The 11,882-nt window shown below is 72.9% G+C and carries 5 protein-coding genes and 7 pseudogenes; 6 read left to right on the plus strand and 6 right to left on the minus strand.

Annotated elements, in window-relative coordinates:
- Window positions 1-411: pseudogene (locus UK94_RS30785) on the plus strand (hypothetical protein); the annotation flags it as partial.
- A 97-nt stretch (window positions 412-508) separates the two neighbouring features.
- Here UK94_RS30785 and UK94_RS30790 read toward each other — a convergent pair.
- The 5 genes and pseudogenes from UK94_RS30790 to UK94_RS30805 form a co-directional block, all read right to left on the minus strand.
- Window positions 509-1,183: an LON peptidase substrate-binding domain-containing protein gene (locus UK94_RS30790; RefSeq protein WP_011603384.1), complete on the minus strand. Its 675-nt coding sequence runs from the start codon at window positions 1,181-1,183 to the stop codon at window positions 509-511.
- A gap of 859 nt (window positions 1,184-2,042) precedes the next feature.
- Window positions 2,043-2,828: pseudogene (locus UK94_RS71370) on the minus strand (hypothetical protein); the annotation flags it as partial.
- 104 nt (window positions 2,829-2,932) lie between these two features.
- Window positions 2,933-3,239: pseudogene (locus UK94_RS71375) on the minus strand (hypothetical protein); the annotation flags it as partial.
- A 1-nt stretch (window position 3,240) separates the two neighbouring features.
- Window positions 3,241-4,268: pseudogene (locus tag UK94_RS71380) on the minus strand (hypothetical protein); the annotation flags it as partial.
- A gap of 466 nt (window positions 4,269-4,734) precedes the next feature.
- Window positions 4,735-4,947 (minus strand): annotated as a pseudogene (locus tag UK94_RS30805) (hypothetical protein); the annotation flags it as partial.
- Between the two features lie 157 nt (window positions 4,948-5,104).
- Here UK94_RS30805 and UK94_RS30810 point away from each other — a divergent pair.
- The 5 genes and pseudogenes from UK94_RS30810 to UK94_RS71395 form a co-directional block, all read left to right on the plus strand.
- On the plus strand, window positions 5,105-6,064 hold the full coding sequence (locus tag UK94_RS30810) for a Nif3-like dinuclear metal center hexameric protein (RefSeq protein ID WP_200912951.1): 960 nt from the start codon (window positions 5,105-5,107) through the stop codon (window positions 6,062-6,064).
- A gap of 149 nt (window positions 6,065-6,213) precedes the next feature.
- Window positions 6,214-6,957 (plus strand): C4-type zinc ribbon domain-containing protein, encoded by a 744-nt coding sequence (locus tag UK94_RS30815; protein ID WP_011603389.1) that lies wholly within the window; start codon window positions 6,214-6,216, stop codon window positions 6,955-6,957.
- An 81-nt stretch (window positions 6,958-7,038) separates the two neighbouring features.
- The coding region (locus UK94_RS71385; protein ID WP_235490800.1) for a reverse transcriptase-like protein at window positions 7,039-7,686 on the plus strand (648 nt) is incomplete at its 3' end.
- 1 nt (window position 7,687) lies between these two features.
- Window positions 7,688-7,739, plus strand: a pseudogene (locus UK94_RS71390) (hypothetical protein); the annotation flags it as partial.
- A 1-nt stretch (window position 7,740) separates the two neighbouring features.
- Window positions 7,741-8,175: pseudogene (locus tag UK94_RS71395) on the plus strand (histidine phosphatase family protein); the annotation flags it as partial.
- A gap of 3,357 nt (window positions 8,176-11,532) precedes the next feature.
- On the opposite strand, the gene UK94_RS30845 reads toward UK94_RS71395, so the two are convergent.
- Window positions 11,533-11,841, minus strand: a complete 309-nt coding sequence (locus UK94_RS30845; protein ID WP_011603395.1) for a hypothetical protein — start codon at window positions 11,839-11,841, stop codon at window positions 11,533-11,535.
- Window positions 11,842-11,882: the final 41 nt, after the last annotated feature.

An 11,882-nucleotide genomic window follows, 5' to 3' on the forward strand; every position in this document is an offset into this window, starting at 1 on the left:
GGGGGTCTCGGTGGCGCGCTGATCGCCGGCTGGATCGGTCATCTCCGCCGTTCCCCGGACCTGCTCCACAGCCTGCCGGCCAACGCCTCGCCGGTGTTGGTCGACCTGGTCGACCTGCGCGTCCGCGCGCACGGGCTCTACCTGGTGATGCCGGTGGTCGCCCTGGGCGTCTTCGCGATCGGCCTGTGGGCGACCTCCCGCCCCCGCCGGGCTCCGCGCGACGAGCGGCCGCCCGCCCCCGGTCCCGGCGGCGCCGCCCCCGGTCCCGGCGGCGCCGCCCCCGGTCCCGGCGGCGCCGCCCCCGGTCCCGGCGGCGCCGAGTCCGGACCTGTGGGCGGCAGCTCGGGGCCGCAGAGTCCGGGGGACGTCACCGCCCGCCAGGTCCCGGCGCGCGGAGACACCGGAGGCTGACACCCGAGGCTGAGGACGGTTGTCGGGCCGGCAGCGGTGACCGACCTCCCGCACCGGGCGCCGTGCCGCAATGGGCGCCGTGCCCGCCGGCCGCGGCTCAGTTGGGGCTCGGGTCCACCCGGCGCAGCTCGCTGGACCCGATCGTGGTGATCTTCTGGAGCAGGCCGACCTCCCGGTGCAGCAGTGCCCGCTCGACGCGCAGCCGGGTGGCCGCGTCGGCCGCCGCAAGCAGGCCCTGGCGCTCGGTGAGATCGGTGACGGCCGCCGCGGCGATCACGTAGGACAGGGCGACGGGATCGTCGGGCAGGTCCGGCAGGGAGATCTGCACCGTGCCGGTGGCGGCCAGCCGCTCGGCGTAGGCGCGCATCAGCCGCTGCACCGGCGCGACGGACTCGCGGGCCCCCTCGGCGTCACCGACCTCGTCGGGCAGGAACTCGACCTCCCCCACCAGATAGGGCGCGCTGTGCTGGTCCACCGTGCCGATGCGGAACCGCTGCCCGCCGACGGTGATCAGGGAGAACCGGCCGTCGGGATGCTCCTGCACCCGCCGCAGCACGGCCGTGCAGCCGACCTCGTGGATCGCCGGCAGCGCCGGCCCCGTCTCGCGGCCCCGCCGAATGGCCACGACCCCGAAGCTGCGCGCCTCGTCGGCGGGCTGGGCGAGCAGCTCCCGGACCAGCGCCCGGTACCGCTCCTCGAAGATCTCCAGCGGCAGCACGAGCCCGGGAAGCAGGACGGTTCCGAGCGGGAACAGCGGGAGTCGCGCGCTCATCGCCGGTGCCCCTCTCCTTCTGGCCCATCCGGATTCCGCCCCGGCCCGTGCGGGACCCTGCCCTTGCCCGAGCGTGCCGTGCCCTTGCCCGAGCGTGCCGTGCCCTCGCCCGAGCCGCCACCGGTCGGGCTCGGCCCACCGGCCGCCGGGGTGACGCACCGCGGCGGGTCCCTGTGCCGGAAGACGGGCGTTCGACCCAACCTTGTCCCGCGCCGGCCGCGGTGTCCATCGGCCGACCCCTGTGATTCTCGCCGAACGGGGGCGTGTCGGCGCCGTCCGTGGTCCGCGCGGGGTGGCGCCACCGGGCCCGGGGTCCTCCTTCGTGGCGCATTCGGGCGAGAATGGGCCGGTGTGGGGAACCGAACCGGAGCTGCTGGTCGTCCTCGAAGGAGCGGGCCGCACCGAGGGCCCGCTGAGCGCGCTGAGCGCGCTGGCCGAGTTCGGACGGGTGACCTCGGCGCTNCCGCCGCGGCTGGCACTGCTGGCGGTGCCCGTGTCGCGGGCGGCGGAGCTGGCGGCCCGCGCGGGCGTGCGCGGTGTCTTCGTCGACGGGGTGCCCCCGGCGCTGCGCGAGNCCCTCAGCCCCGCCGAGGCCCTGTTCGTCGACGGCTGGTTGGCCCGCCGCATCGCCAAGGACCGGCCAGCCGAGGGACGCCCCTGGGACGCCCCCGGCGCCTCACCGCCCGACCCGCCGCCGGTGGCTGATCCACCACCGGCGGCCGACCCACCACCTGCCGACCCACCACCAGCCGACTGCGCGGCCGACTAGGTCGCCCCTGTCCCCGCCGGCAACCTGCCACCGCGACGACGTGACAGGTCATTCGGACTCTGCGAAGCCGCGCACCGGTGGGCGTACGGCCTAGAACACGCGGCGCGGGGTCGACCAGGTTGCCCCGGCTCCGGAGGTACGCCACACCATGTGCAGCTCGTCGCCGACGCGGGCGAGGACCTCCAGGTGGCCGTCGAAGTTGCTCTGGATCATCGAGACGGCGTCGACGGTGCCCAGGGTGGCGGCGAACGGGCGCGGGCCGCTCCAGAACGGCGTGGGCGCGCCGTTGTTGCGGTAGTAGTGGATGAGCCCGCCGCCGGCGGCGGGGACGACCACCTCGAAGTTGCGCGCCCCGTCGGCGAAGGAGCTCTGGATCAGCGCCGGGTTGCCCGCGACCCCCTCGCCGAAGACCGGTCCGGTCCGCCACACCGCGGTGTTGTCCCGAGTCAGGTGCACCAGCCGGCTGCCGACCCGGGCCACGGCCTCGAGCATGCCCGCACCGCCGCCGAGGGTGCCGTGGATGAGGCTGACCGCGTCGACCCGGCCCAGGTTCGCGCCGAACAGCTTCGGCGCGCTCCAGGGGTAGCCGTAGACGTCGTGGTTGCGCCACAGGTGCAGGATGCCGACGTCCGCGGCGGGGATGAGCAGCTCGAAGTTGCCCTTCGTCCCCAGCCGGCTCTGGACGAGCGACGGCACCCCGCCGACGCCCTGGGTGAGCTGCTTGGGGTCGTGCCAGGCGAACGCCCCGGTGCTGTCGCGCCACAGGAAGGACAGCGTCGAGCCGACCCGGACGGCGACCTCCAGCGGCCCGGGGTTGGCCAGGGTGCTCTGGACCATCGTGAGGGCGTCGACGCGGCCGAGGGACTGCGCGGTCTGNCACGGGTCGCGCCAGGGGAAGCCGGTGGCGTCGTTGTCCCGCCACACGTGGGTGATCCCCGCGAACGCCGACGGCACGACGGCGTCGAAGTTGCCGGTGCGGNCCAGCCCCTTCGACTGGACCAGCGCCGGGTTGCCGCCGACGCCGTGGCCCCAGCCGATCTGGCCGGGGGTGTAGCGGCACAGCGCGAAGCTGTTGGAGCGCATCAGGCAGTCCGCCGGCGCGGGCGCGCAGGTGTCGCAGTTGCCGTTCGGGACGCCGAACGCCCCCCACGCGCCGCCGCAGTCGCAGCCCGCGCCGCCATACTCGTCCGGGGCACCGAAGATGTGCCCGGTCTCGTGGGTGAAGACGCGGTCGATGTTGTCGGGACCCCAACCGTCGTTGGCGTAGGACATGACGATCCGAGGCCCNCCGACCGACGAGTAGGCGAAGTAGCCCAGCGGGTACTTGGTGAAGAACGCGCAGTAGGCCCACCGGGTGCCGAGCCGGGCGCGCAGCGCGTCGACGTAGTCGTAGACGCCGTCGAAGGTGGCCGCGTAACCGAGCCGGCTCATCGCCGGGTCCCGCCACAGGGCCTCCAGATCGTTCGCCTTCGGGTCCGCCGGCACGGACAGGCGCACGAGCTGGATGTCGTAGGAGAACGTGAGGTCGGCCGCCGGGTTCGTGGTGGCGTACCAGGACAGCCCGTTCTGCACCTCGGCCACGACCTTGGTCCGCTCGGCCGCCGCGAACTGCAGGTCGGCGGTCGGCCCCTCGACGAGGATCAGCCCGATGGCGACGGAGCCCTCCAGCTTCGAGCTGGTCGGGGAGCCGGCGGTGTTGGCCGCGAGGCCCGCGGCGGGGCCGCTGTCGCCGGTGGCGTCCGCGGCGCCCGCGGCGGTCAGCGTCATCAGCGGGCTCTGCAGGAGCGACTGGCCGTTGGCCACGGCGCGCGGCCCCGGGCGGTCCGGGCCCGGCCCGGTGGACCCCCGCGGCGGCGGGACGTCGGTGCAGGGGCGATCCATGTCCCACGCATGGCCGTCGCGCGGGCGATCCTGCTTCAGTCGGCGGTAGGCGGCGCTGGCGCGCAGCCGGAAGGCGTCCAGACCCAGCGTCTCGGCCCGGTTCAGGCCGGGGGAGACGCCCGTGGTCGACACGACGCTGCCGTCGGCCGGGGGCAGCAGGCCCGCGCCGGCGCGGGCCGCGAGCAGCCGCGGCCCGTCGGGTGCGTCGTCCCGCGGCCGGCCGAGTACCTGGACCCGGCCGTAGCGGTGCAGGGTCCGTTCGCCGCCGTCGGCGCCGGTGGGCCGGGCGGGCGTGGTGCCGTCGGTCGCCGCGTCGCCGCCCGTGGCCGGGTCCCCCGCGTCGGTCCTCGCGGGAGCGGCCCGCAGCGAACGGGTGGTCGCCGCGTCGGCCGGGGTGATCAGGGCGCGTTCGTCGACCGGTACGTCCCCCGCCATGCGTGATCATTTTCCCTTCGGTGAGGAATGGCTGTGCGGAGTTGTATCGTGTTGCGGCTTTGTTGTGTCGGCTTTTACGGAAGCAAGCGCCGGGAGTACCGGTCCGTCTTATACGACCCGGTTTGTCCGCATGCGGCCGGGTGGCATTCCGGTCCGGGTGCCTGCCGGCGTGACCGGACGATCGGAGCCGGCCGTCCCTGCGGCGTCGCCCGGGGGCCGGCAGGCCGGCAGACCGCCGGCGGGCGGCCCAGGTCCCTCGGACGGACGAGCGGCCCCGGCGGTCTGCGGCGAGCCCCTCAGGCGGGCTCGGACCCTCGGGGTGCGGCCAACGCTCGGGATGCGGCCAACGCTCGGAATGCGCTCGACGCTCGGGATGCGGTCGACGTCCGGAGTGCGGTCGACGTCCCGAGTGGGGTCGACGCTGGGAGTGGGGTCAACGCTCGGGGGGGAAGGAGTTCTGCCCGGNGTTGACGTCCGGCCAGCCGGAGCCGACGGCCGACCGGTCCGGCCCACCCATCGCGGGACCGCCCAGTCCGGAACCACCCCCCGCAGAGGCGGCCATCGCGTCGGCGACCTTGCGCATGATGGCCTCGACGAGGCGGACGGCCTGGGGGGTCGAGAGGTTCAGCACGATCTCCGAATCCCCCGCGACCTGGAATCGCACCGAAACGTCCGCCATGACGAGTTCCCCTTCCTCGTGGCTCGCCACCCCTGCGCAGGTGCGTTGCCAGAGGTGACGTTACGGGGCGAAGGGTGCGTCGCGTGCGGGACCTCGTCACCTCGGCGGGCAGCGTGACCGGCTGACAGACGCCCGCGACCGTGCGGGTAGGGTCACCGTGGTGAGCACTAGGGTGGCGACGGTCGGTGACTGCGTGGCCGTGCTGGAGGAGGCGTTCCCGCCGGCCTGGGCGCAGTCGTGGGACGCGGTGGGCCTGGCGGTCGGCGACCCTGAGGCCCCCGTCACCACGGTGCTGTTCGCCGTCGATCCCACCGTCGAGGTGGCCGTCGAGGCGGCGGCCGGCGCTCAGTTGCTCGTCACTCACCATCCCCTGTTCCTGCGCGGGATCCACGGGGTGGCCGAGACCGGATCCGGCGGGCGGGTCGTCGCCACTCTCATCCGCGCCGGGGTGGCGTTGTACACGGCGCACACCAATGCCGACGTCGCCGACCCCGGAGTCAGCGACGCGCTGGCCGCGGCCCTCGGGCTGCGCCAGGTCGGCCCGCTGGACCCGGCACAGCCGGCCGACGCTCAGCTGGATGGAGCGCAGGCGCCCGAAGCGCAGGCGCCCGAAGCGCAGGCGCCCGGAGTCGAGCCGGCCGGAGCGGAGCCGGCCGGAGTCGAGCCGGCCGGGGAGGGCGCGGCGGCGCCGGTGTGCCGGGGGCTGGGGCGCATCGGCGAGCTGCCCGAGCCCGAGCCGCTCGAGCGTTTCTGCGCCCGCGTCGCCCGGGCGCTGCCCGCGACGGCCGGCGGGGTGCGCGCGACCGGGGCCGCGGACCGGCTCGTGCGCCGGGTCGCGGTCTGTGGGGGCTCCGGCGGGGAACTGGCCGGCGCCGCGCGGGCCGCCGGCGCGGACGTGCTGGTCACCGCGGACGGGCGGCATCACCACGTGCTCGACACGGTGGGGGAGCATCCGATCGCCGTCGTCGACGTCGCCCACTGGGCGAGCGAGTGGCCGTGGCTCGCGCACGCCGCCGCGCGTCTGGAGGCCGGTCTGCGGACCCGGGGACGTACGGTGAGTGCATCGGTGTCCGCTATCGTGACCGATCCCTGGCGGTTGCACGTTCCGTCCCGGTAGCCGGCGTCGCAGGCGGATGCCCGGCTCGCCGGGCCGGGTCCGTCCCGGGTCCCGCCGACCGCTCGGCTCGCGGGCCGGGCGGCGCGGTACCGGCAAGGGCGTCGTCGATCGCGGCCGACGCCGATGAAGGACATACCGGTGAGGAGTCCATGAAGGCCGACCCAGCAATCCAGCTCCGCCTGCTTGACCTGCAGGCCCTCGACGCCGGCCTCGACCGGCTGGCCGCCCGCCGCCGCGGGCTGCCCGAACTCGCCGTCATCACCGAACGCACCGCCGCCCTGGGCACCATCGACGACGATGTCGTCGAGGTGCGCACCGAGCTGGGGGACGTCACCCGCGCCCAGCGCAAGCTGGAGAACGAGATCGAGCTCGTCCGGACCCGCTCCGCCCGCGACTCGCAGCGGCTGGAGTCCGGAGCGGTGACGAACTCCCGCGAGCTGGAGAACCTTCAGGCGGAGCTGGCCTCCCTGGCCCGCCGCCAGGGTGTTCTCGAGGACGACGCGCTGGAGAAGATGGAGGCCGTCGAGGGCCTGGAGGGACGGCTTGCGGCCCTCGACCAGCGCCGCGCCGACCTGCAGGCGGAGATCGACGCCGCGATCACCGCCCGCGACAAGGCGTACGCCGAGATCGACACCGAGTCCGCCCGAATGCGTCAGGACCGCCAGGCCCTCGCCCCGACGCTGCCCGAGGCGCTCGTGACGTTGTACGAGCGGATCCGGGCGTCCTCCGGCGGGGTCGGCGCGGCACCGTTGCTGCGCCGGCGCTGCCAGGGCTGCCATCTCGAGCTCTCCGGCGGCGATCTGCGGGCGGTCGCCGCGGCACCCGTCGACGAGGTCGTGCGGTGCGAGGAATGTCGGCGCATCCTGGTCCGTACCCCCGAGTCGGGGCTGTAGCGGCAGGTCGGTTCGGGCAGGTCGGGTCGGGCAGTGCGGTTCGGGCTGGGCGCGAGGCGGTCAGGGCGAGGGGAGCGGCAGATGAGCACGGTGCGCAGGCTGGTCGTCGAGGCCGACGGCGGATCCCGGGGCAATCCGGGCCCGGCCGGCTACGGCGCCGTGGTCCGTGACGCCGCGGACGGGGCGGTGCTCGCCGAGCGGGCCGCGTCGATCGGCCATGCCACGAACAACGTCGCCGAGTATTCGGGTCTCATCGCCGGGCTGCGGGCCGCCGCCGAGATCGCCCCGGACGCCGAGGTGGAGGCCCGGCTGGACTCCAAGCTCGTCGTCGAGCAGATGAGCGGCCGCTGGAAGGTCAAGCACCCGGCGATGCGCCCCCTGGCCGACGAGGCCGCCGCACTCGCCCGCACCTTCCCCGCCGTGCGCTACCAGTGGGTGCCCCGCGCCCGCAACGCCGATGCGGACCGCCTCGCCAACGAGGCGATGGACGCCGCCGCGGCCGGGCGCAGCTGGGAGCCGTCGGTCCCGCAGTCACCGGATCCGGCGCCGCACCGAGCCCCCACCACCAACCGCCTCTCCGGCTGGATGGCCCCGCCCGCCCCACCGACGACGACGGTGCTGCTGCGCCACGGCCAGACACCGCTGTCGGTGGACAAGCGGTTCAGCGGGACGGTGGAGGCGTCGCTGACCGACCTGGGGATGAGTCAGGCCGCCGCGGTCGCCGACCGGNTGCGTGACGAGCCGTTCGACCTGATCGTCAGCTCGCCGCTCAAGCGCGCCCGNCAGACCGCCGAGGCGCTGGGCCGCGACTACGTCGTCGACGACGACCTGCGGGAGACCAGCTTCGGCGCCTGGGAGGGGATGACCTTCGGCGAGGTGCGCGAACGCTTCCCCGACGAGCTCAACGCCTGGCTCGCCGACCCGAACGTCCCGCCGCCCGGCGGGGAGAGCCTGATCTCGACCGTGACCCGGGTGGCCCGGGTCCGCGACCGGCTGCTCGCCGAGCAGCCCGGCAAGCGGGTCCTCGTCGTCTCGCACGTCACGCCGATCAAGGGCCTCACCCAGCTCGCGCTGGCCGCGGAGCCGACCGTCCTGTACCGCCTGCACCTGGACCTGGTCTCGCTGACCACGATCGACTGGTACTCCGACGGCCCCGCCGTGCTGCGCGGCTTCAACGACACCCACCACTCCGCCAACCTGACCACCTACGGCGAATAGTCACCGCAGGTCTGTCACTGGGCTGCCTGCCAGGCCAGGCGGGCAGCCCACCAGGCAGCCCGATCGCGGGTGCCGACGTCAGAGACGGGGCGGTCGGCGAGGGGTCGGGCGAGGGCGACGCCGATCCACCATCGCCGTTGAACTCCACCGTGGCGGGCGCTCCGGCCGTGAGCCGTACCAGGCACCTTCCTGATACGGATCGGTCGTGGCGGCTGTTGCCGGTCGATGCCGACGCGGACGCGTACCTCGACCCGGTCGCCGAATTCCGCGACGTCGACGCCGGCCGGGATCTCGCCGCGGTCCGTGGCGACGCACAACCGGAGTTCGCGTCCGTCGTGACTGACCCGTGCGCGGTCGACGGTAGTCTCCCAGGGTTGAGAGGCGGTCGGGTCGCACGGGAGGGTGGCGAGCCGCGCGAGGAGACGCCGGATGAGCCATTCCGGTGCGATGGCCGGCTCGAGGAGCGTGNCGCCCGGCTGGCGGATGGTGGGATCTTCGTTGGGCGAGGGGAGATGGACGAAGACCCGTCCCGGGCGGAACTGTTCGGCTATCTGCGGGCGTGCGGTGAGAAGCGGCGGCCCGGTGGGCTGATCGAGCTTTTCCTGACCGAGTGCGACCGGCCAGACGGCCCATGAGGAGGAGTCGGCCGCGTCTTCGTCGAACACGAAGCTGGTGGCCGGAGGAATCTGATTGGAGGTGAGAAACGCCTCTGCCTGGATCAGCGCCGGTCCGCCGTCGGTCGCGGTGAACGACCAGGTCANGAACCACGGCGGAGGGTCGATCGACACCTCCAGACGTCTCCCTGCGCCCACCCCATCACCGTCCCGCTTTCAGTCCGTAATTACTGCGATCGGAGTGCGTCGGCCGCTGCCGTAATCTGTTCTTTCGTGGGCGCCACGTACGTGAAGTTCCGGCCGCGGAGATATTCGAGAAACTCTGGTTCGGGTGGAAGATCGTGCGCTTCCAGATAGTAGGCGACGGAGGCGTCCCAGATCCAGAGTCCATCCGTCAGGAGTGCCATGGGCACCTGCCGCGGTCGGGCCGGGTCGANCTGGTCGACGTCGAGGCCNGCGGCCCGTAGGATGACTGCCGCGTGTCGCAGATAGGCCAGAACCTCGCTGCGTTCGCGACCGGGGGGCAGCTCTGGGCGGTCGGTTATGAAGGGGGTGCCNTCCGTTGTGCCATCGAAGACCTTGGCCACCTTCAGATCACCGATAATCTGGGGCATTGCCATCACCTTTGGTTGTCGGGTGGAAATCGATCCAATGGCCGTCGTGTGGTCGGGTTGCCACCAGGATTCCGAACTCGTTCCGTCGCCTTGACGTTGTGACGACATTACCTCTCTCGTCGTTGAAGGCGAGTTCGGTCGGTGCGGTCACGGTGACGCCGAGTTCGTCGGCGACCTTCTGGGCGACGGGGTCGTCGCCCTGTCCAGTCTCGCAGGACACCAGCCGCACCGGTCGGCCGCGCCAGTTCTCGTCCGCGCGGATGAGCGCGCTGAGCTGCCGGGCGTCGAGTCGTGTCCGGCCGACCCGGAATTCCGAGGGGGTGNCGTGCAGGTCGGCGGTGTACTGCCCCGGGGCCGGTCTAGCTTCCGCGGCGGTTGTGCGCATCTCCACGTCGGACTTCTCGTAGAAGGCCCGTCCGTCGGTGGTCGGCAGGCTGTCCCGCCAGATGCGGGTCAGCTTCCAACCGAGCCTCTCCGGTCCGTCGGAGCCGTCTCGCTTCCTGGCTGCCGTGTCCAGGCTCGCATCNCCGACCGGATCGCGGGGCGCGGCGCTGTCGAGCAGCGCCAGCTTGCGTTCCATCGGCGAGAGGGGGGCGTCGGGTGCGACTGCCGTCCGGCGCTCGGGCGGCCGTGGCCGGTCATCCGACAGTGCGCGACGTTCGAGGGCATCCACCTTTGTCTCGATGCTCGACCGTCCAGTGGGCTCCGGGGGGCGGTCGACGCGCGACTCTCCGGACTGGTCCGGCGCCGGCGACTGCTCGGGACTCGTCGCCGGCCGCTCGATAGACATCGTCACCCAAAGTAGCAGTGTCACCACATTCGCGTAGGTACTGTCTGTGAGCCGACAGGTCTGCGCAGCCACGAATCGCAGGCGTGACGTGGGCGGCCGGGATTCCACACGGGCTCAGTGGGCTTCCTGCCAGGCAAGACGGGCAGCCCACCAGGCGGCCCGATCGCGGGTGCCGACGTCGTGGACGGTGCGGTCGGCGAGGGGGCGGGTGAGGGCGACGCCGATCCACCATCGCCGTGCAACCCCACCGTGGCGGGCGTCGCGACCGTGCGCGGTATCGGGCACCTTCCTGATACGGATCGGTTGTGGCGGCTGTTGCCGGTCGATGCCGACGCGGACGCGCACCTCGACCCGGTCGCCGAATTCCACGACGTCGACGCCGGCCGGGACCTCGCCGCGGTCGGTGGAGACACACAACCGCAGTTCGCGTCCGTCGTGACTGACCCGTGCGCGGTCAACGGTGGTTTCCCAGGGTCGAAAGGCGGTCGGGTCGCACGGCAGGGTCACGAGCCGTGCGAGGAGACGCCGGACGAGCCATTCCGGTTCGGTGGCCGGCTCGAGGAGCGTGCCGGCCGGCTGGNGGATGGCGGGACTTGCGCAGGGCCCGGGAAGGTGGTCTAAGGCCCGTCCCGGGCGGAACTGTTCGCCGATGCGGGGGCGCGCCGTGAGAAGGGCCGGCCCGATGAGCTGACCGTCCTGGTCCTGGTCGGGTGTGCGACCGGCCAGGCGGCCCACGGGGAGGAGTCGGCCGCGTCATCGTCGAACACGAAGCTGGTGGCCGGAGGAATCTGGCGACCTGATCTAGCAGGATTGCCACGGCTTGGCGGGTAAACGGTGTGTAAGCAGCCTTCGTTGCGGCGGAGTGTTGATCGGCGCGGGTCGGGTCCGAGTGGAGACTGACTCGAGCCGGGGATCAGCCCGGACAGGAGGCACAGCTCCGCGGGAACACCGTGATTTCCAGGCTCGGGCTGGCATCAGGCTTGGACGTGTGGGAGTGGTTCCGTGTTCGTCACGCTGACACCCCATCGGCGACCACGAGCAGCCCACCAGGCCTCTTTACGCCTCGCCTCGATGGGCGACGCGGACGATCGTGATGAGGATTCGGCCGTCGTCGGCATGGTAGATCACGCGATGGTTGCCGACTCTGATCGTGGGACCCCGGCAGGCTGACCGGCGAGGGCGCGAGCGCCGGGCGGGCGCGGCTCGGCGGCGAGCGGAATCACACTGATCCCCGAGTTGTACAAACTGGGGAGGACTCGGTGGCGCGGCTCAGGTCGAACAGGACCGGGCGGCGGGGTCGGGTCCGGGCGGGTGAGCAGCCCGCCGACACCGGCCGGCTTCAGGCGTCGGCGAGCTGCCGGGCCTCTGCGGTCATCTTCTGGATCAGGTGTTCCCAGCCCGCAGTGGCGCCGCCGGCAGCGTGAATTGCGGTCCGTACCGCGGAGAGGCTTTTGAAGGCTGCATCGGGGATGGTGTCGGCCTCGATGGTCATCGTGATGTCCATCCGACCCTCGGCGAGGTTGCCGCCCACGTCGGGGTCGATGAGATCTTCGAGGGTGAGCAGGGCATCCATGAGCTGGTCGGTGTGAGTCTCGAAATCGGCGATGGAGCCGGTCACTGTGAGCTCGACAAGCCCTTCGTACTTCACGATCCGCCCTCCTTCCAGCAGGTCCTGCTCCTCAAGTAGCT

It is taken from the genome of Frankia sp. AvcI1 (assembly GCF_001420875.1).
In the GTDB taxonomy this organism is placed as follows: domain Bacteria; phylum Actinomycetota; class Actinomycetes; order Frankiales; family Frankiaceae; genus Frankia; species Frankia alni.